The 24,195-nt window shown below is 34.9% G+C and carries 26 protein-coding genes and 1 pseudogene; 12 read left to right on the top strand and 15 right to left on the bottom strand.

Annotation, left to right across the window (positions count from 1 at the left end):
* Positions 1-29: 29 nt before the first annotated feature.
* Positions 30-1,265, top strand: coding sequence for a DUF2130 domain-containing protein (locus tag LS70_RS05705; protein WP_034287000.1), 1,236 nt, complete (start codon positions 30-32; stop codon positions 1,263-1,265).
* Here the strand turns inward: LS70_RS05705 and LS70_RS05700 are convergent.
* The gene (locus LS70_RS05700) at positions 1,262-2,146 is read right to left on the bottom strand and encodes a DMT family transporter (RefSeq protein WP_034287001.1); all 885 of its coding nucleotides are present in this window, start codon (positions 2,144-2,146) and stop codon (positions 1,262-1,264) included. The genes LS70_RS05705 and LS70_RS05700 overlap by 4 nt on opposite strands.
* Positions 2,147-2,261: 115 nt before the next feature.
* Here LS70_RS05700 and der point away from each other — a divergent pair, with 115 nt between their 5' ends.
* On the top strand, positions 2,262-3,653 hold the full coding sequence (der, locus tag LS70_RS05695) for a ribosome biogenesis GTPase Der (RefSeq protein WP_034287002.1): 1,392 nt from the start codon (positions 2,262-2,264) through the stop codon (positions 3,651-3,653).
* Positions 3,654-3,668: 15 nt separating this feature from the next.
* Here der and recO read toward each other — a convergent pair whose 3' ends face one another.
* The 9 genes and pseudogenes from recO to LS70_RS05650 form a co-directional block, all read right to left on the bottom strand.
* Entirely contained in the window at positions 3,669-4,280 is a 612-nt protein-coding gene (recO, locus tag LS70_RS05690) for a recombination protein RecO (protein WP_034287004.1), read from the bottom strand.
* An 18-nt stretch (positions 4,281-4,298) separates the two neighbouring features.
* Positions 4,299-5,087: a thiazole synthase gene (locus LS70_RS05685; protein ID WP_034287005.1), complete on the bottom strand. Its 789-nt coding sequence runs from the start codon at positions 5,085-5,087 to the stop codon at positions 4,299-4,301.
* 16 nt (positions 5,088-5,103) lie between these two features.
* Positions 5,104-6,501 carry a bifunctional ADP-dependent NAD(P)H-hydrate dehydratase/NAD(P)H-hydrate epimerase gene (locus LS70_RS05680; RefSeq protein ID WP_034287006.1) on the bottom strand — a complete coding sequence of 466 codons (1,398 nt, stop codon included), beginning with the start codon at positions 6,499-6,501 and terminating at the stop codon, positions 5,104-5,106.
* Between the two features lie 10 nt (positions 6,502-6,511).
* The gene (locus tag LS70_RS05675; RefSeq protein ID WP_034287008.1) at positions 6,512-7,513 is read right to left on the bottom strand and encodes a hypothetical protein; all 1,002 of its coding nucleotides are present in this window, start codon (positions 7,511-7,513) and stop codon (positions 6,512-6,514) included.
* Positions 7,501-7,893, bottom strand: coding sequence for a type II toxin-antitoxin system death-on-curing family toxin (locus LS70_RS05670; RefSeq protein WP_034287010.1), 393 nt, complete (start codon positions 7,891-7,893; stop codon positions 7,501-7,503). Before LS70_RS05670 ends, LS70_RS05675 begins: the two co-directional genes overlap by 13 nt.
* Positions 7,890-8,081 carry a hypothetical protein gene (locus tag LS70_RS05665; RefSeq protein ID WP_034287013.1) on the bottom strand — a complete coding sequence of 64 codons (192 nt, stop codon included), beginning with the start codon at positions 8,079-8,081 and terminating at the stop codon, positions 7,890-7,892. Before LS70_RS05665 ends, LS70_RS05670 begins: the two co-directional genes overlap by 4 nt.
* A 16-nt stretch (positions 8,082-8,097) precedes the next feature.
* Positions 8,098-8,379 (bottom strand): type II toxin-antitoxin system YafQ family toxin, encoded by a 282-nt coding sequence (locus LS70_RS05660; RefSeq protein WP_034287017.1) that lies wholly within the window; start codon positions 8,377-8,379, stop codon positions 8,098-8,100.
* Positions 8,376-8,609, bottom strand: coding sequence for a hypothetical protein (locus LS70_RS05655; RefSeq protein WP_034287705.1), 234 nt, complete (start codon positions 8,607-8,609; stop codon positions 8,376-8,378). Before LS70_RS05655 ends, LS70_RS05660 begins: the two co-directional genes overlap by 4 nt.
* Before the next feature lie 27 nt (positions 8,610-8,636).
* Positions 8,637-10,341: pseudogene (locus tag LS70_RS05650) on the bottom strand (hypothetical protein).
* A 124-nt stretch (positions 10,342-10,465) separates the two neighbouring features.
* On the opposite strand from LS70_RS05650, the gene LS70_RS05645 reads away from it, so the two are divergent.
* The 9 genes from LS70_RS05645 to trpB all read left to right on the top strand — a co-directional run bounded on the left by LS70_RS05645 (position 10,466) and on the right by trpB (position 19,677).
* The gene (locus LS70_RS05645; protein WP_138109373.1) at positions 10,466-10,885 is read left to right on the top strand and encodes a hypothetical protein; all 420 of its coding nucleotides are present in this window, start codon (positions 10,466-10,468) and stop codon (positions 10,883-10,885) included.
* 79 nt (positions 10,886-10,964) lie between these two features.
* Positions 10,965-11,678, top strand: coding sequence for a UMP kinase (gene pyrH / locus LS70_RS05640; protein WP_034287699.1), 714 nt, complete (start codon positions 10,965-10,967; stop codon positions 11,676-11,678).
* Between the two features lie 15 nt (positions 11,679-11,693).
* Positions 11,694-11,912 carry a DNA-directed RNA polymerase subunit omega gene (locus tag LS70_RS05635; protein ID WP_034287696.1) on the top strand — a complete coding sequence of 73 codons (219 nt, stop codon included), beginning with the start codon at positions 11,694-11,696 and terminating at the stop codon, positions 11,910-11,912.
* 21 nt (positions 11,913-11,933) lie between these two features.
* On the top strand, positions 11,934-14,081 hold the full coding sequence (locus LS70_RS05630; protein WP_138109372.1) for a RelA/SpoT family protein: 2,148 nt from the start codon (positions 11,934-11,936) through the stop codon (positions 14,079-14,081).
* A gap of 9 nt (positions 14,082-14,090) precedes the next feature.
* Entirely contained in the window at positions 14,091-15,305 is a 1,215-nt protein-coding gene (gene tyrS / locus LS70_RS05625; RefSeq protein ID WP_034287693.1) for a tyrosine--tRNA ligase, read from the top strand.
* A 9-nt stretch (positions 15,306-15,314) separates the two neighbouring features.
* Positions 15,315-16,406, top strand: a complete 1,092-nt coding sequence (locus LS70_RS05620) for a nitronate monooxygenase (protein WP_034287691.1) — start codon at positions 15,315-15,317, stop codon at positions 16,404-16,406.
* Positions 16,403-17,608 carry an N-acetylmuramoyl-L-alanine amidase family protein gene (locus LS70_RS05615; RefSeq protein WP_034287689.1) on the top strand — a complete coding sequence of 402 codons (1,206 nt, stop codon included), beginning with the start codon at positions 16,403-16,405 and terminating at the stop codon, positions 17,606-17,608. The genes LS70_RS05620 and LS70_RS05615 overlap by 4 nt, the downstream gene beginning before the upstream one ends.
* A 13-nt stretch (positions 17,609-17,621) precedes the next feature.
* Positions 17,622-18,458 (top strand): hypothetical protein, encoded by an 837-nt coding sequence (locus LS70_RS05610; RefSeq protein WP_034287687.1) that lies wholly within the window; start codon positions 17,622-17,624, stop codon positions 18,456-18,458.
* A gap of 10 nt (positions 18,459-18,468) precedes the next feature.
* Positions 18,469-19,677 carry a tryptophan synthase subunit beta gene (trpB, locus tag LS70_RS05605; RefSeq protein ID WP_034287684.1) on the top strand — a complete coding sequence of 403 codons (1,209 nt, stop codon included), beginning with the start codon at positions 18,469-18,471 and terminating at the stop codon, positions 19,675-19,677.
* Positions 19,678-19,706: 29 nt separating this feature from the next.
* Here the strand turns inward: trpB and LS70_RS05600 are convergent, their stop codons facing one another.
* Genes LS70_RS05600 through accD form a run of 4 tightly spaced genes read right to left on the bottom strand, consistent with a single transcriptional unit; the run spans position 19,707 to position 22,413 of the window.
* Positions 19,707-20,726 (bottom strand): hypothetical protein, encoded by a 1,020-nt coding sequence (locus LS70_RS05600; RefSeq protein WP_034287680.1) that lies wholly within the window; start codon positions 20,724-20,726, stop codon positions 19,707-19,709.
* Between the two features lies 1 nt (position 20,727).
* Positions 20,728-21,081: an RNA polymerase-binding protein DksA gene (gene dksA, locus LS70_RS05595; RefSeq protein ID WP_201273969.1), complete on the bottom strand. Its 354-nt coding sequence runs from the start codon at positions 21,079-21,081 to the stop codon at positions 20,728-20,730.
* 9 nt (positions 21,082-21,090) lie between these two features.
* Entirely contained in the window at positions 21,091-21,558 is a 468-nt protein-coding gene (locus LS70_RS05590; RefSeq protein WP_034287677.1) for a 23S rRNA (pseudouridine(1915)-N(3))-methyltransferase RlmH, read from the bottom strand.
* Between the two features lie 6 nt (positions 21,559-21,564).
* Complete coding sequence (gene accD / locus LS70_RS05585; RefSeq protein ID WP_034287675.1) at positions 21,565-22,413, bottom strand: acetyl-CoA carboxylase, carboxyltransferase subunit beta; 849 nt, start codon at positions 22,411-22,413, stop codon at positions 21,565-21,567.
* Between the two features lie 121 nt (positions 22,414-22,534).
* Here accD and LS70_RS05580 point away from each other — a divergent pair, with 121 nt between their 5' ends.
* Entirely contained in the window at positions 22,535-23,320 is a 786-nt protein-coding gene (locus LS70_RS05580; protein ID WP_034287673.1) for an MnmC family methyltransferase, read from the top strand.
* 22 nt (positions 23,321-23,342) lie between these two features.
* On the opposite strand, the gene LS70_RS05575 is transcribed toward LS70_RS05580, so the two are convergent.
* Positions 23,343-24,185, bottom strand: a complete 843-nt coding sequence (locus tag LS70_RS05575) for a c-type cytochrome (protein ID WP_034287670.1) — start codon at positions 24,183-24,185, stop codon at positions 23,343-23,345.
* Positions 24,186-24,195: the final 10 nt, after the last annotated feature.

Raw genomic sequence — 24,195 nt, 5'->3', positions numbered from 1 at the left:
TGCGTTATAATGCTTTCAAAGGAGTTTTTATGCAAGATAATCAAATCAAATGTCCAAAATGTGGGGAAAATATCAATGTGCAATCTCTCGTGTATCAACAAGTCAATCAGCAACTTCAACTACAATTTAAAGAAAAGCAAAAGGAATTTGAAAAAGAAGTTTTACAAAAAAGAGAGGAATATCAAAAAGCTTTTAGTGATTTAAAAAATAAAGAAGATTCCCTGCAAGAGAATATTAATAATGGAATCAAACAAGCTTTACAGCAAGAACGTATCAAAATGCAAGAATCGCTAAAGCAAGAAATTACAGCAGAATATCAAGAAGCATTAAATGCGGCACAAAAAGAATTACAAGAAAAATCCAATCAAGTTAAAGAATTAAATGCTAGTAAAATGGAGATTGAACGTTTAAAACGCGAAAATAGTGAAATTGAATCTAAAATAAAAGCACAAACTCAAGAACAATTGACTTTGCAAATGCAGGCTTTTAGAGAAAAAATGCAGCAAGAAATGGAATCCCAACATCTCTTAAAACTTAAAGAAAAGGATAAGCAGCTAGAGGATTTGACAAGACAACTACAAGATGCACAGCGCAAAGCAACTTTAAGTTCCCAACAACTTCAAGGTGAAGTGCAAGAGCTAGCTATTGAGGAATATTTGCAAACACAATTCCCCTTTGATAGCATTACAGAGGTTAAAAAGGGGCAAAGCGGCGGGGATTGCGTGCAAATTGTGCATACAAGAGAAATACAAAATTGTGGAATGATTTATTATGAAAGCAAGCGCACAAAGCATTTTCAAAGAGAGTGGATTGAAAAACTAAAAAACGATATGCGCCAAAAAGGGGCAGATATTGGTGTGCTTGTTACAGAAGCTCTGCCAAAAGAGCTAGAGCGCATGGGGCTTTTAGATGGAATCTGGGTTTGTCGTTTTGAGGAATTTAAAGCTTTAGCATTGATTTTGCGTGAAAATGTGATTAAAGTTTTTTTGGCGAAAAAAACAACAGAAAATAAGCATGATAAAATGCAAATGCTTTATAGCTATCTCACAAGTTCAGAATTTAAAATGCAAATTGAAGCAATTGTTGAAGGATTTACGCAAATGCAAAGTGATTTGGACAAAGAAAAAATCGCAATGCAAAAATTATGGAAGCAACGAGAAAAGCAAATCCAAAAAGTGTTGGAGAATTCTATTAATATGTATGGTGCGCTAAAAGGAATCGCAGGCAATGCAATTTCTAATATTAAAGCTTTAGAATTCGATTAGTTTTGTTGGTGTTTGTGTAGCACTGCTAGGATTCCTCCACAGATGATTAAAAGCATTCCTAAAATGACAAGCGTATTTGGAGTTTTATCTCCTAATGCGATTCCAGCAAGCGTTGCTAAAAGAATCGTGCTATAAGAAATTGCGCCAATAATAGGGGGATTTCCTAGACTATAAGCTTTTGTGAGATAGATTTGCGCATAGGTAGAAACAAGCCCTAATGCGAGAAACAATAAAAATTCTTTAAGATTTGGCATAACAAAGGGTTTAAAAAGCACAATAGGGTAATTTGCATAAGGCACAAGCTGTGTGAGAAGGGGTAAGATTGTCCCAACAAGCATTAAAGAAAGAATAATAACGCGTGTATCATAAAGTTTTGCAAGTTTGGTAATAGAAAGATAAGCAAGTGCTGCACCAATGCCGCTATAAAGCCCAATGCAAATTCCTAAAAAAGTGAAATCTGCTCCTTTAGGATTTGAGATGAGTAAAATCCCGCTAAAACCAAGCGCAATTGCAATCCAAGTTTTTAATGCGACTTTATCGTGAATAAAAAGCGCGCTAAAAAGTGCTAAGAAAATTGGCGAAGTGTATGAGAAAGCATACGCAGTTCCAAGAGACATAACAGACATATTATAAAAATATGCAAGCATTGCGCTACCCCCTGCAAATCCGCGCAAGGCTAAAACAAAAGGTTTTCCTCCTATTTGTTTAGGCGGGTGCAAGAGTAGAGCGACTAAAATCCATACAACTCCAAAAAAATTTCTAGCAAACACAACTTCCATAACAGGCAAATTTGGTGTTAGAATCTTTACAAACATACCCATTGCAGTAAATAGAACTGCTGCAAAAAGAATCGCAATGATTGCTTGCTTGTTAGATTCCATATTGCGCCTTTAAAAAGTTTTTGGAATCTTAGAATCTTATGTTTAAACTTGGATTAATTTTATCGAGAATTGACAAATAATGCAGTAAAATTTGATATTCAATTAAAGGGCTAAAATGGATAAAGTGTATGGAAGTATTGCAATTGTTGGGCGTCCAAATGCTGGAAAAAGCTCGTTGTTTAACCGATTTTGCAAACAACGCATTGCAATTACTTCAGAGATTGCTGGCACAACACGTGATGTGAAAAAAGCAAGAATCCTTTTGCAAGATTCTCCCTTTTTGCTTTTAGATACTGGCGGTTTAGATGATAAAGATGCGTTATTTCAAAGTGTCTCAAAACATTCTCAAAAAGCAGGGGAAAGCGCGGATTTGATTTTGTATCTTGTTGATGGCAAAACTCCCCCAGCTGCTGAAGATAAAGAGATTTTTTATTCCTTAGAAAAAAAGAATCCCAATATTTTTTTAGTGATTAATAAAATTGACAATGATAAAGAGAAGCAAAATGCATGGGAGTTTATGGAATTTGGTGCGAAAAATGTGTTTTATATTTCTGTGGCTCATAATCGCGGAATCTTAGAATTAGAGCGTGCGATTATTAAGGCTTTGAAAAATGATGCGGTGCAAAGTTTAATAGATACGCCACTTAGTGAAGAATCTTTGGAGGATTTTTTAGAAAATGAAGAAAATGCGCAAGATATTGCAGAAGAAGTGATAAATATTGGAATCATAGGGCGCGTAAATGTAGGAAAAAGCTCCCTTTTAAACGCACTTCTAAAAGAGGAACGCTCTGTGGTTTCAAATGTCGCAGGGACTACGATAGACCCTGTTGATGAAATCGGGGAGATTAATGGACAAAGGGTAAATTTTGTCGATACTGCTGGAATCCGCAGGCGTGGCAAAATAGAGGGATTAGAAAAATACGCACTAAACCGCACACGCACGATTTTAGAGCGCACAGATATTGCGCTTTTGGTTCTTGATGCTTCTGTGCCTTTTGTGGAGCTTGATGAAAAGATTGCTGGGTTGATTGATGAGTTTAAGCTAGGTGTGATTGTTGTATTAAACAAATGGGATATTGCACATAAGGATTTTAAGGGGATTGTGGAGGATTTTAAGTTGCGCTTTAAATTTTTGGAATACGCACCTATTTTGACAATTTCAGCAAAAAATGGACGCCATATCCAAAAACTTGAAGAAGAGATTTTAAAAGTGTATGCAAACTTTAGCTTTAGGATTCCAACTGCAAAACTTAATGCTGTGATACAAGAAGCCATAATGCGACACCCTTTGCCAAGCGACCATGGGAAAATTGTAAAGATTTATTATGCGACACAATTTGAGAGTAAGCCACCACAAATTGCTTTAATTATGAATCGTCCTAATTCTTTGCATTTTAGTTATAAAAGGTATTTGGTAAATTTTTTAAGAGATAAATTTGATTTTAGAGGAACGCGTGTGATTTTTATTGCTAGGGGTAAAAATGATTTTGAACCACAAGAAAATTAAGGGTTTTATAGAATCTTAAAGCCCTTGCATTAGGAGATTCCATAAAAAATCTATGCTGTTAGAATCCAAAAATTCTCCTTGATTATCTAGCCATTGTAAAATTTGCTTTCTTTTAAAAATCACTCCTTCCATACAGCCCTTATGAGCGCATACTAATCCACGTCCTAATACAATTTCTTCTCCTAAAGGATTTTCACAGACTAAACAAGTTTGCATGGTATTTTTGCGTCCTTCAAAGTTTAGAAGTTTTGCATAAAGATTTAGCATACAACGTTTGGGATTTTCTTTTTCAAGACGTTTTGCCCCTTCTTCTAGGTGCTGAAAATAAAAAGAATCCAAAGTGTTAATATCTCTTAAATGCGTATTTAAGAGATATAAATATTGTTGCCAAAAATAGCGGATTTGTGCTTCTTTTTCCCATATAAATGCTAAATGCAAAGGCTCTCTTAGCTTTCCAATTTCTCTTAAATCATAATCAATAGAAAAATCAATTTTATGTCCTAAATGCACCACGCTATGCCTAGCACCATAGAAGCGATAAAGCGTATAAATGCGTTGTTCTGTAAGAATCTTAACAATCAAATCTTCATCGCGCACACGTGTTGTGCTTAAAATATAGCCTTGCAAATCAAATCTTTTAAGATTTTAAAACTCCACCATTCCAATCGTAGGTGAGCTTGCAGTAGCATAAGGTTTTTTAGGGATTCTGCCTGCAAGGTAACTTGCTCTTCCAGCACGCACTGCATCGCGCATTGCTTGTGCCATTAAAATAGGATTTTTGGCTTGTGCAATCGCAGTGTTTGTTAGCACCGCATCTGCGCCAAGCTCCATAGCAATCGCAGCATCTGATGCGCAACCCACGCCCGCATCTACAATTACAGGCACTTTTATGGCTTCTTTGATAAAAGCGATATTATAGCGATTTTGGATTCCAAGTCCGCTACCAATAGGCGCAGCAAGGGGCATAACCGCACTAGCTCCCGCATCTTCAAGTCTTCTTGCGATAATTGGGTCATCATTGCTATATGCTAGCACACAAAATCCATCTTTTGCTAGCACTTCGCACGCTTTAAGTGTTTCAAGAACATCGGGATAAAGTGTTTTTTGCGTATCGCCAATAATTTCTAGTTTGATAAAATTTATCCCTGTTGCTTCTCTAGTTAGACGAAACAAAGTGATTGCTTCTTCTGCTTTTGTGCAGCCAGCAGAATTTGGGAGAAATTCCACATTGCTATTTTTGAAATAATCAAGCAAATTTTCTTCATTTGGATTTGTGATATTCACGCGGCGCACAGCAACAGTTATCATTTCTGCTTCTGAAGCGATTGTTGCTTCAAAGGTGGTTTGAAAATCTTTGTATTTTCCACTACCTACAATCAAGCGATTTTTAAATGTTTTATCACCAATTTTTAGGGGGTTATCAAGAGTTTGCATAAAAATCCTTTAGTAATTAAAATTGCTTAATGTAGCGGATTTGCTCAATTAAATCAAGGGGGGAGAGCGAGAAATTATTAGAAGTTTTCAGATAGGATTCCGCACAAAAACTATGGAGCAAAACCCCTTGTAAAGCAGAATCTAACAAGCCTAAGCCTTGCGCTAAAAGCCCGCTAATCATTCCTGCTAACACATCTCCGCTTCCACCTTTTGCTAAAACATTGTTACCAAAAGGGTTAATATAGACATTTTCTTGATATGCAATAATCGTATTTGCGCCCTTTAGCACCAAAACACTTTTTGGATAATGCGTGCTAAATTGTAGTGCATAAGCGATTCTATCAAGTTGTAAATCTTGTGTGGAGATTTCTGCGAGATTGAGTGTTTTTAAAATTTGTGTAAATTCCTTTGGGTGCGGAGTTAGAATCGTATTGTGCTGCGTAAGAAGCTCTAAAAATTCTTTATGGTAAAAAATATCCGCATCTAAAAGTAAAGGAATATCATAATCCTTTAATAGTGGAATTTTTGTTGCTCCAAGCCCCATTCCAAGAGCGATGGCAGTTGTGTTTTTTGGAATCTCTGTTGCTTGCATTAGGCTAAAAGGTAGATGATTTGCATTTAGCACGCTAACAAGCCCACAACCACTTCTAAGCCCACTTAGAGCGCATAGGATTCCAGCTCCTTGTTTCTCTCCTGCACACACGCATAAATGCCCAAAATTGCCTTTGTTTGTATTTTGTTTTTCTCTAAAAGGGGGCTTAAAATCACTGCATTCTAAAAGTTTTATAGGAGATTCTGGGGCAAAAACACTTTCTGCTACCCCTAAAGAGAGCAAATGCACTTCCCCGACAAAGTCTTTTGTGCTATCAAGATACAAAGCACTTTTTAATGCACCCATTGTAAGTGTGAAGTCGGCTTGAAATGCAATATTTGGAATCTTGCCATCTTTTAAGATTCCGCTTGGAATATCACAAGCGATTTTTATCCCTTTTTTTTGGTTTAATTGCTTAAGAAGATTTAGAGATTCCGCATTTAGCGCACCTTTAAGCCCAGAGCCAAATAAGCCATCAATGATAATATCAAATTCCCCTTCTAATTGTTGTAAAAAGCATAGATTTTCACCCACTGCATTTAAGCGTTCAAGCTGGAGTTTGCTAAGTGCGCTTTTTGTGCCAAAGGGTAGATAAATGCTAATGTTAGTGATTTTATACAGCATTCTAGCAAGCGCTAAGCAATCCGCTCCGTTATCTCCACTTCCGCAAACAAGCAGGATTTTGGAATTTGGATTAACTCTAGGGAGCAAAAACTCTAACATGCCTCTTGCGGCATTTTCCATTAGGATTTCACTTGAGAGTTTAAACTCTGTATTTGCGCGTTTATCTAATATGCCTGTATCTAAAAAGAGATTTTTCATTAAATGTCCTTTATTCTAACAAAAACCCATATTCATAGATTTTAGGTTCAATTTTTTGGGCAAGATTATTTAGTGCAAAGTTTAGATTCCCAATTAAATCTTTATAGTAAGAATCTTGCGCCTTTTGGGGTGGATTCATCTTGCCTTTGTCATTAAAGCCTTGAAAATGCGCTTTAATATCTAAAAGAGAAGCATTAGCATTATAAGGATTCTTAGAATCCTTAAATTCTTGTGCGTGATAATATTTCCAAAGCTCTAAACCTGCTTTGAAAACTTCCTTTGCTTCCTCGCCAAACTCTAAAGGCTTTGTGGGGATAAATGATAGAATCCCTAAATCATCATTAGAAAACAAATTTTGTTGGGATTTCTTTTGTGTTAGAGATTCTGCATTTGAAACTGAAGAGGCAATAAGGAAAGATTTGCTGGTCAAATCTAGGTTGCCTTTTTTTGCCTCCGAAGTTTTAAATGTAGAATCTAAGGGCTTGGAATCTTTGATTTTCCCATTGATAAAGCGGTGCATAAAGTTAGATTCAAAAGCTTCTTTAGCACCCACTTGCGATTCGCTAAAAGGGATAAAATGATTTACGCCTTCTTTGCTTGTGATACGATTCTGTCCATAAAAAAGCATAAAAGCTAAACAATCATTTTGAAAACTAGAATCTTTTTCCCATAAATGGTTAGGATACAAAAACTGGTCGCGGTCATTTATCCAAGTGTGTGCAATACAATGGCGCACAGCGAAATAAACTGCAATGAAAATAAAATTTTGCTTTGCGATAGCTTTTGTCATTTGATTATTGCAGGGGAAATTATTTAAAATGGCTATTTGTTTATTATGCTGAAAGTCTGGAGCGTCTGCCATTAAGATTCCTAAAGTCTCTCCCGCACTTTTATATTCCCTTAGCCAATCGTTGATTGTCTTGTTTGCTTTGCTTGATGTTTGGCGATAGAATCGCTTTTTGCCCAAAAATTCCCCATTTCTCCCAAAAATATCAAGTTCTATTGTTTGCATACAAGTCCTAATAAATGTTTTAGAATCCCTTTTAGCTCATCTTTGCTCACACTATCATCTGCTACACACACGATAATATATTCTAATTCTTGATAAAAGTTAGTCGGGAGAATCTCTGGTTTGTTTGCTTTTATAAAAGCTTTTGCTATATAAATTGCAGTGCGTTTATTGCCATCTGCAAAGGGGTGGAATTTCACACAAGCAAACATTAAATGCGCAAGTTTATCTATAAAGTTTGGATAATAATCATCATTTTGGATTTGCATTAAAGCCGAATCTAAAAGCCCTATTTGTTTAGGATTTGCTCCTTTTAGTCCGCCTATTTCATTGATAATATCATCGTGCATAATTTGCACTTCTTGTAGGCTTAAATATCTCATTTATTCTTTAATCTTTCAAACACTGCTCTATTTTCTGGCTTTTTTAAATCTTGTAACATAGTTTTGCGCAGTTGCTCAAAATCATCGTTTTTTGGTCGCTCTATGCTTAAGCTTGATTCTGTCTTTTTGGCTAGGGCTTCAAAGTCTTTTATAAACTCTTCTTTAACATCTTTTATAATTAATGTCATTTCTACTCCTTTAGCTTTAAAATAACTCGCTATGGCTACCAATATCCACGCAAGTGAGGATTAAGACTCCCCTTTGTTTTTTGTAGATTAAAAGTAAGTCTGGTTTAATATGGCATTCTCTGTAACCTTTATAATCGCCTTTTAGCTGATGGTCGCGATATTGGTTTATGAGTGTTTTATCATCTATTGCATCATGTGCAAGTGCATAGATAAACTCCATTGCTATTTCTTGGTATTTTGCATCAAGCTTTTTGAAAGATTTTTTGAAATCCTTAGCGCGTTTTATGGCGTATATCATTGCATTAAATCCGCTTTGAAACTTTCAAAATCTTTATAGCTAATAACATCACCTTTTTCTATCTCTTTAATCGCCTTTTTGAGCCTTTTTTCTGCCTTAGGATTCAAAGTATAATCCGCTGCTGCGCAAATAGGACATTCTTCTTGAATCTCAAGCTTTGGATTAAAGGCTTTTAAACTCTCCAAAACACCTAAAATTTTAGAATCTGCATTTTTTAGTGTGATTGTCATATTCTCTCCTTTTTAAAGTATTATAGCCTAATGTTTCAAATCCCACACTAAAAAGCCAATGGGAAATTGTCCTTTGACATTATCAAAGGTATCTGCTGGACACATAAAGCCACCTAAAAACTTCGCTTGAAAAATCTCACGAAATCTCACGAAATTGCTAGAATTAATATATTTTAATTTGCTAAAACTTGCTAGTTTGCAATGTGGAATCTCTTTGTAGATTCTGATAAAAAATTGTGCAAAGATTTCATTACTTGCTTTTCCCATAGAATCTTTGTATTTTTCATAAGTCGCATTGCCTAAGCTCACACCGCTTTTATTCGCACCTGTGCCTGCAGTTTGCTTGATATTTCCCGCTTCTGCATAAGTGAGGATTGATAAAAATAATGAGTTTCTCACGTTTTTTTGCATCATTTAGAATTTCTTGCAAGGTTTTGGGGAGTTTGGATTCTTTGCAGTCTTTGCAAGTGGAATCTAGTTTGTTTCTATGTTTAGCACAAGGTTCATCAAAAAAGTTATCATTTAAAAAATCAAATTGGAAAATATGGTTTTGCAAAAGTGGTAAATGAGAATTGCTAGAGAGTTCTTGCATAATCTTAATATCAGCAATATCAAGTGTGCTTGCATAGAAATTGCGCGATTCTGCGAGATTTACAAAGAGATTTCCTGTGCCTGCTGCACAATCCCATACGACATAATCATTTTGCCAATCTTCGCCCAAAGCTTTAGTAAGATAATTATGTGCCTTTTGCACCCAAATTTGCGGGGTAAAAAACGCCCCTTTGCGCTCTCTAATATCACTAGGGACAAGCAAATCGCGTCTATCTATAATATAATCCCAATACTCTTGTTTGGGTGGGCGCTCATAGAGATTCCAAAAGGCAATGTGCGCTTTTTGATTATCTTTGAAAGTTGCAGTGTCTTTTTGCTCTGTGCCAATAAGTGTGGTTGTTTTGTTAAACTCATAATGTGTATTTTTAAGCACGACAAAAAGCTTATCAATAAGGCTTTGATTCTCACTGCTTAACAAATCTGCCAAATAAAAATCCGCATCTAAAATCCCTGCATTTTTAGCAAGATTCCAATCAATACTAATCGAATCCTTAACGCTTAAAAGCCATTTTTGATAAATGATTGTGAAGTTATTTTTAGTGATTTGGATTTTATGAATCTGCTCATTGTCTAAGCTAAAATTGCTTTTAATGAAAGCTTGTAACGCTTTGCAATCGCGTTTGAAATGAAATTGAAGCTTTTGGGATTCCAAAAGTTCTTTGCTTGTGGTGTAGAGTTGTTTAAATTCTTTGCTTTGATGATTGCTAGGTGGGACATTCCAATTAAAATCATTTTGGCTAAAAATATCCATAATATTATGATAAGGGATAAAGGCAATTTTTTCACAATCAAATGCACCTAAGAAAAGCGGAGGGAGTTCGGCTTCAAAGGTGCGTTCTTTGCCGATTGTGAGAATTAGCTGCACAAAGGATTCGTAAATATCGTTTTTGTTTCCACTTTTTGCTTCTGCCCAAAGGAAATTGATGTTTTGAAAAAGGTTTTTTGCGCTAAAAGAGATACAAAAATCAATGCGCCCTAGAATTTGCGTAGAATCAAGTGTGCTTAAAAGGGCTTTGGAATCTTTGTCAAGCTTGATTGTGCTATTTTGTGGATTTGGGCTAAAAAAATCACTCGCAACTTTTGCTTTTAGTTCTTCTTCAGGAATATTTTGGGGATACATTTGCACTCTTTATTTTATGATTTATAAATATAACCTAAAAAGCTTGAAATAAGCAATAAGCTAAGAAAGTTTAAAGGAGAGAAAAGAGAGAATTTTATTTTTAATTTAGCTTAAGGTTTTTGGGTTGCGATTCTTAGTTTTGTGCTGTATTTTGGTTTTTTATGGGTGCTTGGGAGAAGATAAAAAAGAAACGCAAGAGCTTAATAAAGAATCGCAAATGAAATCAAACAAAACTTCAGAATCAAAAGAGGCTTTAGAAGCATTAGAAACGCCTTTACAAAAGGAGCTAAAAAAGAATCTTAAAAGCCATTTAAATACTTTAAGCAAAGAATTGCAAGACAAAAATTTAAATGATTTACACTTAGAGCAAAATACCGGATTACAGAAGCATGTGGAGCATTTTGAAAGCTTATATGGGAGAAAAGATATTCCCAAAAATAACAATTCAGATAAAAGTTTGAACCAAAAAATACAAAAAGCATACGATTTTCAACAAGAAAGAATCGAAAAATTGCGTCAAAAAAATGATGAAATTGGCAAGTGATTAAGAAATTTACGCGATTATTAAGTAAGTTTTGATTAGAATTCTGCATTTTAAGTTATTATAAATAAAGGCAAAGCAAATGGCAAAGCGCGTTTTGGTTAAGTATTCAGGGGAGGCGTTGGCTGGTGAGAGTGGCTTTGGAATCGAAAGTAAAGTTTTGGATTATTTAGCAAGCGAGATAAAAACACTTACAGAAAATAAAATTGAAGTTGGAATCGTAATTGGTGGTGGGAACTTTGTGCGTGGTGTGAGTGCGTCAAAAGATGGATTGATTCGTCGTACAAGTGGTGATCATATGGGAATGTTAGCTACGATAATCAATGGTGTAGCAATGCAAGAAGCATTAGAGTATTATGGTATTGATGTGCGCTTACAAAGTGCTTTAGAGATTAAAGAAGTGTGTGAAAGCTACATTAATCGCCGTGCGATTCGGCATTTAGAAAAAGGACGTGTTGTGATTTTTGTCGCAGGCACCGGGAATCCTTTTTTTACGACAGATACAGCAGCGACTTTGCGCGCTATTGAGATTGATGCGGAGATGATTATTAAAGCGACAAAAGTTGATGGTGTCTATGACAAAGACCCAGCGAAATTTAGTGATGCAGTAATGTTAGAAAAAATCAGCTATGAACAAGCTTTGCAAGATAATATTAAGGTAATGGACGATACTTCTATTGCTTTAGCAAAAGATAATAACTTACCGATTGTTGTTTGTAATATGTTGCGTGATGGGAATTTGCTCAAGGTTATACAGGGTGATTCTAACGCTGTTTGTTCAAAAGTATTTAATTAATCATAAAGGAAAGAAATGAGAATTGAAAAAATTGCTTCAGAAGCATTGGATAAAGTGAATGGAGATAGATATTTGCTTTCTAATATTTTATTTGCGAGAATTGATGAGTTAAGTCGTGGTGCAAAACCACTTGTTAATAAAGATATAAAAGTGCATAAGCTTTCTGATATTGCATTGCTTGAAGTCGCAGAAGGGAAAATCGGTTTAGATAAAATTGAAGAGGCGCAAAACTAGGCAAAATTGTTAAGGTAAAGTTTGAAATTTTTAAAACAAGTTGCGGAGATTTCTAGCCCAAAAGTGGCATTAGAGTTGTTGTATTCTATGGTGGAGATAACACCAAGTATTCAAAATGCGATTACCTTTGCGACAGAAGCACACAAAACACAAAAGCGTAAAAGTGGAGAGCCTTATATTGTGCATCCTTTGCTTGTTGCGTGTATTGTTTCATATTTTGGTGGTGATGAAGTAATGGTTTGCACTGCTTTGTTGCATGATGTTGTAGAAGATACAGATTATACATTTGAAGATGTGAGGCGTGATTATGGCGAAGATGTAGCGTCTTTAGTAGATGGATTAACCAAAATCGTAGCAATTCGTGCAGAAGAGTTGCCATCATCACATTCCAATGAAAAGTTAGTTGTTGCTGCTTTAAGTTTTAGAAAAATGTTAATCACTTCTGTTAAAGATGTGCGTGTGCTTGTTGTTAAGCTTTGTGATAGGCTGCATAATATGCTAACACTTTCTGCTCTTGCTCCAAACAAACAACGTAGAATCTCTGAAGAAACGCTTGTTGTGTATGCTCCTATTGCACATAGGCTTGGAATCTCATCACTTAAAAATGAGTTAGAAGATAGAAGTTTTTATTATATTTTTCCACAAGATTATCGTAAAATTGATACATATTTTCAAAGCCACAAGCAAACAATTCAACTAAAGCTTAATGCCTTTATTCAAAAAGTAAAAAAAAGCTTGATTCAAGGCGGAGTTCCAGAAGGAGATTTTACAATCACTAGCCGCGTGAAAAGGCATTATTCTATTTATCTAAAAATGCAGCGCAAAGGAATCTCTATTGATGAGATTCTTGATTTGTTAGCAATTCGCGTGATTGTAAAATCTCCATTAGAATGTTACAGAGTGCTTGGGATTCTACATTTGCGTTTTAAGCCCATTATGTCGCGTTTTAAAGATTATATCGCATTGCCCAAAGAAAATGGTTATCAAACAATCCATAGCACATTGTTTGATGATTCTGCAATTTTTGAAGTGCAAATCCGCACAGAAGATATGCACAAAAGTGCAGAATATGGAATCGCTGCACATTGGAAATATAAAACAGGTGGCAATAGCGGTCCTAGCCTTGATTGGCTCAACAAATTGCAATTTCAAAATAATTCTGTTGAAGAATTTTATGAGCTTGTCAAAAATGATTTATATCGTGAAGATATTGTCGTGTTTTCTCCTGATGGTGATAATTATTCCTTGCCTATTGGTGCTGTGGTTCTTGACTTTGCTTATGCAGTGCATACAGAGGTAGGTAATCGTGCAAAAGAAGCTTATGTCAATAACCAAAAAAGCTCACTTTTAACAATATTAAAAAGTGGAGATATTGTAAAAATTATTACTGCAAAAGATACAATTTTGCGTTGTTCTTGGATAGATGCGGTGAAAACTTCACGCGCAAAAAGCCAATTAAAAATGAATTGTGCAACTAGAATTAAGGAGATTGAGCGCAAAAGTGCGATTAATATTATCGCAACAATTTTTGGAAAAAGTGCAGAAGAAATTGAAAATTATATTGAAAAAAATGATTTAGAAGATACGATTTATCATGCAAGCACAGATATTGGATTCTTAAAAGATATTAAAAATCGTATTAAAAATGATTATCGCCAAAATGCAAGCTTTTTAGAGCAAATTAAAATTAGAATCTTAAAGCTTAAAGAATTGCATTTTGATAATTTAATCATTGAAACCAACCATACAATTAATCAAGCGGTGTTTGATTATTGTTGCCACCCAAAATTTGGCGATTCTATTATTGCGTTTAAAAGTGGCTCAAAAGCTTTTGTGCATCATAAACTTTGTGAGCGCGCGTATTTGGAAATTCAAAAGGGTGTTAAAATGCTCTATGTGGATTGGCTAGAAGATAAACTGCAAACTTATAAATTAATTGTGGCATTAGAAAATCAAAAAGGAGTTTTAGCAAACTTCTTAGCTTTTTTAGCAAAACACGATATTAATGTGTTAGCAGTAGAATTAGGCTCACAAAAAAGCACTTATGCAACACATTGTGAGTTACGTTTTGAAAGTCATATTTCTGATTTGAAAGTTATTAGAAGTTTGCTTGGCAATAATTATAAAATTATTGATGTATATGCTGTAAAAGACGCATATGCAAGTTAAGGAGAAAAAATGAGTGTGGAATCCCAAATTCAAAATGCTCTTGCTGAGATTCAACGCGGAACGCAAGAAATCATAGGTTTTGATTATATTAAAGAGCTTGTAACAAAGTATTTTAAAGAAGGCAAAACTTATATTATTAAAGCAGGATTTGACCCAACAGCTCCAGATTTGCACTTAGGGCACACAGTGCTTTTACAAAAACTTGCCACTTTTCAAAAATATGGCGCAAAAGTGTTTTTTCTCATCGGTGATTTTACAGGAATGATTGGCGACCCATCAGGAAAAAGCGAAACGCGCAAGCCTTTAAGTAAAGAGCAGGTGCTTAAAAATGCTAAAACTTATGAAGAGCAAGTTTATAAGGTGCTAGATTCTTCTAAAATGGAGATTGCTTTTAATTCTAAATGGTTAGATTCCTTAGGAACGCGCGGAATGATTGAACTAGCAGCGAAATTTTCAGTAGCTAGAATGTTAGAACGTGATGATTTTGAAAAGCGATTCAAAAGCCAAAGCCCTATTAGCATTGTAGAGTTTTTTTATCCTTTGTTGCAAGGGTATGATTCTGTAGCGTTAAATTGTGATATTGAGTTTGGAGGCACAGACCAAAAGTTTAATCTTTTGATGGGGAGACATTTGCAGCGCGCTTATGGATTAGACAAAGAACAATCTGTTGTAATGGTGCCACTTTTAGAAGGGTTAGATGGCGTGCAAAAAATGAGCAAGAGCTTGGGGAATTATGTCGGAATCACGCAAGAACCAAAAGAAATGTTTGGGCGACTTTTAAGCATTTCAGATGAGCTAATGTGGCGATATTATGAGCTTTTAAGCACAAAGAGCATACAAGAAATAGAATCTTTAAAGAACGGCGTGCAAAATGGTAGCTTGCACCCAAAAGCTGTAAAAGAGGATTTGGCTTTAGAGATTATTACACGCTATTATGATAGCAATATTGCAAATGCTGCAAAAGAGGAATTTACAAGAGTTTTTAGTAAAGAAGAATTACCAAGTGATTTACCAACATTTACGAAAGAAAAAGGAATTTGGATTGCGCAATTAGCACAAGATTGCGGGTTGTGCGATTCTAATTCTGAAGCATTGCGCGCTATTAAACAAGGTGCTTTAAAGTTAAATGGTCAAAAAGTGGAGGATTCTAAGCTAAATTTGCAAGAGGGTGAATATGTCTTGCAGGTTGGAAAACGCAAGTTTGCAAAAGTGATTATAAAATAAAGGAAATTTATGCCAAATACGACACTAAAACCCCTAAAAATTGGTAAATACACAATTCCGATTCCTATTTTTCAAGGTGGAATGGGAGTTGGTATTAGCTGGGATAAACTTGCTGGAAGTGTGTCAAAAACTGGAGCAATGGGAATCATCTCTTGCGTGGGGACAGGATATTATCAAAGAAGTGCATTTATCCAAAAAGCAATTAAGAATCGCCCTTTTGATACTTTAAACTTTTATTCTAGAGAATCCTTATTTGAGATTTTTAAAAATGCAAGAAAAATTTGCGGTGAAAATCCACTCGGGGCAAATATTCTTTATGCAATTAATGAATATGGGCGCGTGGTAAGGGACGCTTGTGAAGCGGGAGCAAATATGATTATTACAGGGGCGGGATTGCCTACAAATATGCCAGAATTTACAAATAATTTTCCAAATGTTGCTTTAATCCCTATTGTTTCTTCTGCAAAAGCATTAAAGATTCTGTGTAAGCGTTGGGAGGGCAGATACAAAAAAATCCCAGACGCAGTAATTGTTGAAGGACCACTTAGCGGAGGGCATCAAGGTGTGAGTTATGAGGATTGTTTCAAGCCCGAACACCAGCTTGAAGCTATTGTTCCAGAGGTTTTAGAAGAAAGCAAGAAATGGGGGGAGATTCCATTGATTGCCGCAGGCGGAATTTGGGATAGAAAAGATATTGATAAGATGTTAGATTTGGGAGCAAGTGGAGTGCAAATGGGGACACGATTCTTAGGTGCAAAAGAATGTGATGCGAGCTATTATAATACGCTAATGCCAAAGATTAAAAAAGAAGATATTGAGCTTATCAAATCCCCTGTTGGCTATCCTGCGCGCGCAATTATAACAGGTGTGGTTAAAGGCTTAAGAGAAGGAAGAGAGCCAAAGATTGCTTGTGTGAGTAATTGTGTGGCACCTTGCCATAGAGGTGAGGAGGCTAAGAAAGTAGGTTATTGTATTGCCGATGGTTTAGGCGATGGCTACTTAGGAGATTCAGAAAATGGTTTGTATTTTACAGGAGCAAATGGGTATAGGATTGAAAAAATCCAAAGCGTTCAAGAAATTATTAATGAATTAAGTCAATGATACGTCTTTTAATCGCATTTTGTTTGTGTTTTACGACTTTGTTAGCAGATTTGAAAATTACTGCTGTTAGACAACTTCAAAGTGGAATTGCTTTAGATTTTAATACAAATGTTAAAAGGAATGCCTTTAAACATTTTGTCTTAGAAGATAAGAATGCAGTGCGCTATGTGTATGATATTAACGCTGAATTAGTAGGTTCTGCAAAGGTTTTTGATTTTCAAGATAATGTAAGCATTAAAGTCGCACAAAATTCTAAAGACAAGGTGCGCCTTGTAATTTCTCTGCCAAAAAGTGCAAAGGTTGATTTAGGGATTGAAAAAAAACGTGCGAATTTTAAAATCCCAAATTTAAAAATGCAAACAGATAATATTTCTATTGCTGCATTATTTGATAAGAAAGCTCCGACAAAAAAAGAATCGCAAACAAGCAAAGCTACAACAAGTAAAAATGCGGTAAATAAAACTACAGCAAGCAAGGTTGCTACAACAAATAAAGCCGCAATAAAACCTGATAGCAAAAATAGTGGAAAAGGAAAGATAATTGTTGTAGATCCAGGACATGGAGGAAAAGATTGTGGTGCTATTGGAGTTGAAAAAGTGTGTGAAAAAACGATTGTGTTGAATATTGCAAAACATTTAAATGATGAGCTTAAAAAGCGTGGCTATAAGGTGTATATGACGCGACAAAAAGATGTTTTTATTAGATTAAGCCAAAGAACAACTTTTGCAAATAATAAAAATGCAGATTTATTTATTTCTATTCATGCAAATGCGATTGCTGAAAATAAAGCGAAATTTGAAGGTGTTGAGAGTTACTTTCTCTCTACTGCAAGAAGTGAGCGTGCCAAAAAAGTGGCTGCTTTAGAAAACAAAGATGATACAGAAGGAATGAATTATTTTTCTAAACAATCCTTTTTAAATACATTAAATACACAAAGAATCGTAGCTTCTAACAAGCTTGCTATTGATATTCAATATGGAATGCTGCAGTCTTTGCGTTCTAAATATAAAGTCATAGATGGTGGGGTTAGAGAGGGTCCATTTTGGGTGCTTGTGGGTGCATTAATGCCTTCTGTGCTTTTAGAAGTTGGTTATATTACACACCCAAAAGAAGGTAAGTTTATTAACCAAAATGCTTATCAAAAATCCCTCGCATTAGGAATCGCTGATGGCGTAGATGGGTATTTCCAAAAAAATCCTTAAAGGTTAGAAGAGTATGCGTAAAATTACTGTCCCTTATTTAGTTTTTGCTTCATTGTATTTTGTTTTAGCACTTTTTACGATATTAATGCTTGTTTTAACAAGCTATTTTGATGAGTTTGGGCAAATGTTTCGGCTGACAACCCAGCCTTTTGGTGTTTATTTTAATATTGGAATCGTTTTATTAGTATGTGGCGTTATCGTGGCAATTTTTAATATTGTGCGTATTTATATTAGTCATTTACCAAAAGCGTATAGTCTTATTATTGGAATTGCTCTATGTGTATTTATATTTTTACTTTATAGTGAGATGTTTTTATTAAAACGTGTTTTTGTTGATTTTTTTTCTTTTAAAGATTCCATAACGCTTAATGAAGAAAAAGCTTTTCATAAAAATATCTATCAGATTGTTGGAGATTATTTCTTTTATTGTTTTTTTGTAGTATTGCCTTCCGCTGTATATTTATTAAGTTTTACTTTTGATAAAAGCACGATTGGAAAAATTTTGCAACTTACGCAGCCGGGTTTTAATGTAATTGTTTGCACACTTTTTGGCTTTGCAATCACGCCATTTTTTAAAGGTGGCATTTATGGATATATAGATTTAGTGCTATTTGTTTTGGGGCTTTGTTTTGTGGGATATTATTGTTTTAAGCGTTATAGCAGTATAGATTCTTATGAGTATTTTAATCTATTTTTGCTGCTTGTAGTGTGTTTTGTGATGCTTTTTGGAAATTTTAAATTTGTTAATGGGGAATCGTATTTTGAAGTGCGTAAAGTATTTTATATTTTAGTATTATTTGGTTGGTGCAATAATTGGATGATGAAATTAACGACAAAGAAAAAAATATAAAGGATAAAAAATGCAAAAAGAAAAACCTTATCTAAAACAATTCCCAGATGAAAATGGATTTTTTGGAAAATTTGGCGGAAGTTTTGTGCCACAAGAGATTAAAAGGGCAATGGAAGAAATCAATGAAGCTTATGATTTAATTGCGCAGAATAGTGATTTTATTACCGAACTTCGTAAGATTCGCAAACATTTTCAAGGACGCCCAACACCTATTTATTTTGCGCATAATTTAACCAAAAAATATGGTGGAGCTGGAATCTATCTTAAGCGAGAAGATTTGAATCACACGGGTGCGCATAAACTTAATCATTGTATGGGTGAAGCTCTCTTAGCAAAATTTATGGGCAAAAAGAAACTCATTGCAGAAACAGGGGCTGGGCAACATGGTGTAGCAATTGCAACTGCAGCAGCGTATTTTGGGCTAGAATGTGAGATTCACATGGGAGAAGTTGATATTGCAAAAGAGTATCCAAATGTCGTGAGAATGAAGATTTTAGGTGCTAAAGTTGTTCCAGTAAGTTTTGGAGCAAAGACGCTAAAAGAGGCTGTGGATTCTGCGTTTGAAGCATATTTAAAGGATTTGGATAATTCTATCTATGCGATTGGTTCTGTGGTTGGACCACATCCTTTTCCTAAAATGGTGCGTGATTTTCAAGCAATTGTAGGAGTGGAATCTAGGGAGCAGTTTTTGAAGATGACAGGAGAGTTGCCTGATATTGTTTGTGCTTGTGTGGGTGGAGGAAGTAATGCTATGGGAATCTTTAGTGGTTTTATTGAAGATGCAGTAGAGCTTGTTGGTGTTGAGCCACTAGGAAATGGAAGTAAGCTAGGACAACACGCAGCAAGTCTTAGTTATGGTAGCGAAGGTGTGATGCATGGATTTAATTCTATAATGCTAAAGGATTCTAATGGAGAGCCAGCACATGTATATAGTGTAGCAAGCGGATTGGACTATCCAAGTGTTGGACCAGAGCATGCATATTTAAATGATATTGGAAGAACAAAGGTTGCAACAATTTTAGATAAAGAAGCTATAAGCGCATTTTTTGCACTAAGTAGAGAAGAGGGAATTATCCCAGCGATTGAATCTAGTCATGCTGTTGCTTATGCGCTTAAGATTGCTCCAGAACTAAAAGGTAAAAAAATCTTAGTTAATCTTAGTGGTAGAGGAGATAAGGATATTGATTTTGTTGTAGAAAATTATGGAATCGGAGAATAAAGAGATTCCATAATGGAATCCCTAGTGAGCTAATCTAGTAAAAAGAGTTCGAGAGGATATTTTTTTCCTAAGCTTTTTAAATCCAAATATGCACGCACTTTAAGAAGTTCATTATCAGGATATGCTTTTAGACGCTCTTTTGCCTCTTCAAGCATTTCAAGCTCTAAAAGGACGTAAAAATATGCCACTTCCGCATTTTCATCTTTAGTAGCTAGCACTTCAAATAAACTCACCCAGCTTTCAGGTTCATAGCATTCTTTCATTTTTTGGGCTAGCAGTAAATAATCTTGCTTTGTGTATCCTACTTCTGTGCATAGTTGGGCAATTTCTTCATTGCTAAAATCCATTTTCTTTGCATAGCACATTCCAAGAACAGTGTTTGCAAGATCTTTGTTAAATTTTATATCGCCAACAAAACGCTTAATCTCTTTTAAATTTTCATTTTCTAAAAGTTTTTTAAAAGCTGCACATTTATAAGCTTCATCAAAGTTAGAGCGTTTTAGCACTTCTGTGGCAAATTTTTCATCGTGTTGGATTTGGTTAAGCGTATTTTGTTGCACAAAGGGTGATTTATTATTTGGATTAAATTTTTTTAAATTGACATATTCTCCACGCTTCAAATTTCCCAAAAGTTCAATAAGCTCGTCCATTCGAGATTCACCACTTTTTAAAGGAATACCATCTTTAATATCAAGAGTGAGGTTATTTAACAAAATAGATAGGGATTTGTAGCGATTCATCGCAGGTTGTTTTAGTGTGGAATCCTTGCCTAAAAGTTGATTCTCTAGCTGTTCAAGTAAGATTTTGTAATCATTTTTATACTTTGTGCGTTTGCGCCACATTCGGTATGCGCCACCCACCTCCAAGAATACAACAATAATAAAAAATAGAATAACAGGCAAAATAAACCAAATTGCCACAGGAAGAGTAATACTTTTTGTGCTAAAGGGGAATATAAAAGTATAGCTTGCTCCACTTAGACTATAAACATAAAGTCCCAAAAGCACAATAAAGACAAATAAGGCTCCAATATAATATTTAAATTTCATATTAATCCTTTGAATTTTTTTCTACGATTTCTCGGCATACTATACAATATTTTGCATGTGGTTTTGCTTTTAAGCGTTCTTTTGCTATTGGTTCATCACACATTTCACAGATTCCATAGACGCCTTGTTCGATTTTATTAAGTGCGGAATCTATATATTCAAGCTCTGTATTGTGGCGCGTAAAAATTGAGCTATCAAGCGTATTTTTCATATGCATTGCCACTTGATCGGCTTCATCAAAAGATAAATCATGCATATTTTCCATAGATTTTCTATGCTCTAGGTTGTTATCTAAAATTGCTTGGCGTTTTTCAAGCAAAATCTTTTTAAAATTTTCCAATTCCACTTGCTGCATTTAACCCCTTTACTTGTGATATGGATGATTATTGAGTAAGCAAAAAGCACGATAAATCTGCTCGCTTAAAACCACTTTTGCGACCTTATGACTGAAAGTAAGCGGAGAGAGCGCAATTTGTGTATTGCAATTTTTAACAAAAGTATCTTCTAGCCCATAAGCTCCACCGATAAAAAATGCAATTTCTCCTTTGTCTTGTAAAAGTCTTGCAAATGCAAAAGAATCTAAAGTTTTAGCATTAGGTGTTAGGGCAATTCTGTATGTATTTTGTTTTGTAACCTTTAAGAAAGCTTGAGTATAAGACTTTTGTGCTTCAAGCGTTTCTTGTTTTTGAGATTCCTTGATTTGTTTGGAAAAAAGGTTAATAAACTCTACCTTAATGTTAAAGGTTGAGCAAAGTGCTGCGAACTCTTCACATAAGCTATCACTTAAATCTTTATTGTTTTTGGCAATATAATACACGCTAATTTTTATCATAAGATTTTAGGCTTGAATTGTGAAATACTCCAAAATTTGAGCAATTGTTTTTTTCATATCTTTGCGCTGCACAATCATATCAATAAGCCCATGCTCTAGTAAAAATTCTGCAGTTTGGAATCCTTTTGGCAAGTCTGCACCAATTGTTTGTTTAATCACTCTTGCGCCAGCAAATCCTATCATTGCTCCTGGTTCTGCCATAATTATATCTCCTAAAAATGCAAAAGAAGCACTAACTCCACCTAATGTGGGGTCGCTTAACACAGAAATGAAAGGCAGTCTTTCTTGGCTTAAAGCATTAAGTGCCGCAGAAGTTTTCGCCATTTGCATTAAAGAATATGTAGATTCTTGCATTCTAGCCCCACCGCTAGCACTCACAATAATTAATCCTTGTTTTTTCTCAATCGCTCTTGTAATGGCGCGTATGATTTTTTCACCTTCTACGGAAGCAAGAGAACCTCCCATAAAGTTAAAATCAAATAATACAATTTGCGCTTTGATTCCATTAATCGTGCATTCTCCGCTGATTATAGAGCTTGGTCGTCCGCATTTTCCAGCGTATTCTTCGATACGTTTTTTATAGCTTTTCTTATCTACAAAGTTTAATGGGTCATTTGGGCTTAAATTTTTATCAAATTCTACAAAGCTATCAGGGTCGCATATTAATGCGATTCTATCTTGTAAGCCAATGTGCATATGAAAATTGCACTTTGGGCAAGTGTAATGTTGGGCAATGACTTCTTTGTAATACATTAAAGCATTGCAGCTTGGACATTTTACCCAGTGGCTTGGTGCTTCTTTTGGCAAGGCTCTCTCTTCTTTTGTAAAGTTTTTAAAAAAATCTGCAAATCCCATTGTGTTTCCTCTATAATCCGTGTCTTCTTAAATGCAGATGTAACACATTTGAATGGTATTTTGTAAAAATAGTTAAAATTGTATAAAATTATCTGTTAATTTTTACTAAAGAAGAGAAAAAATGCAGATTTTGACAAAAGATGCAAGTATAACTCTCTATAATATGGGTTTTGATGAAGCTTATCATAATGTTAATGATGGTGCTTTGCAAGAGACGCTCCATAAGCATATCTTGCCAGCTCTTGCTTTAAAAAAAGAATCACAAACGTTAAATGTGCTAGATATTTGTTTTGGGCTTGGATTTAATGCGTTAAGTTTGCAATATGCAATAAAGAAATTTGGATTTAATGGAAGAGTGAATGTGGATTCTCCAGAGATTAATGGAGAACTTTTAAATACCTTAAGAAACCATCCTTATCCTAAAGAATTAGAATGTGCTGGAGAAGTTATTGATATTTTGCAGCACAAACAAGAATATCATAAGGAGAATTTTCATCTTTTTTTGCATTTAGGTGATGCAAGAGAGATTTTAAAAGAATTTTTAGATGCAATTAAAACAGGCAAAAGAGAAAAATTTAATGTGATTTTTCAAGACCCTTTTAGTCCTTTTAAAAACCACCATTTATGGACTTTTGAATATTTTAAAACATTGTATGTATTAAGTAGCAATGATGTGATAGTTACAACGTATAGTCATAATTCTTGTATGCTTTATTCCGCATTCTTAGCAGGATTTTATTCCTTTAAATTAGTGCAAAAGAATGTGCGTGATTCTATAATTTTTATGAAAGTAAAAGAGATACCTAAGGAGCTATTACAAACATTGGATTTTGCAGAAAAAATTGTTGCAATTAATATAGAAAATAAGATTAAAGCTAATCCTAATCTTAAGGGGTTATATGATTAGCAAAGGGTCAAACCCTTGCTAATTAATGAGAATCCTTCCAAATCTTACGTTTCCATAGATAAGCAATAATACCCATAAATACCATAAAGATAACAAGTTTATATCCTAAAGACTCTCTTTCTGCTTTTTTGCTATCTCCCACAGATTCCATATATGCAATCACTTGATTTTCTGCATTTTGTGTTAAACCAACGCGTGGCATAGCAGTTCCGGGAAGAATTTTTTGTGGGTCATTGATGAAGTTATGGAGATATTCCAAATTGCGGCTACGAATCATCATTGATAAATCTGGAACTTTTGTCCCAAGATAAGCTGTTACACCACCATTTGCTTGCCATTTATCATAGCGCACATCATGGCAACGACCGCAAGCATCAATAAAGACTTCTTTGTTTGTCAATTCTTTTGGAGCAATGCTTTGTAAATATGCAACCATATCTGCAATTTCTTGATCACTCATCCAATTATAAGCTGGCATTGGATGTGCGCCATTGAATTTATGTGTTTGTTTTGTTGCAGTTGAAACATCTTTAATCACATTAGAAAGGAAGTTTTTTTCATAAATTAATCCCGCAGAAGATAAATCTGGAGGTAATACTCCATAAGCTGCAACCGCATCTTCTGGAGCAAACGGAGATTCTAAACCTTCACTTTTGATAGAGTGGCACGCTGTGCAGTTTGCACTTACTAGCTCTTTACCATTTGCCAAATTTCCTTCTGTTGTTTCAAGAGGTTTTAAATCTGCAAAAGTATAGTCTGCTGGAGCGACTTCTGGATACATTTGTCCGTGTGCAAAAGGCTCAACTCCCCAATAAATAATTCCTGTAATAATTACAACAATAATGAGTGCTAAGAATTCTTTCATACCAATCTCC

The organism is Helicobacter sp. MIT 11-5569, from assembly GCF_000765695.2.
Taxonomy (GTDB): Bacteria; Campylobacterota; Campylobacteria; order Campylobacterales; family Helicobacteraceae; genus Helicobacter_D.
Note: the sequence above shows the minus strand (reverse complement) of the source record. Positions and strands in the feature narration are given on the sequence as shown.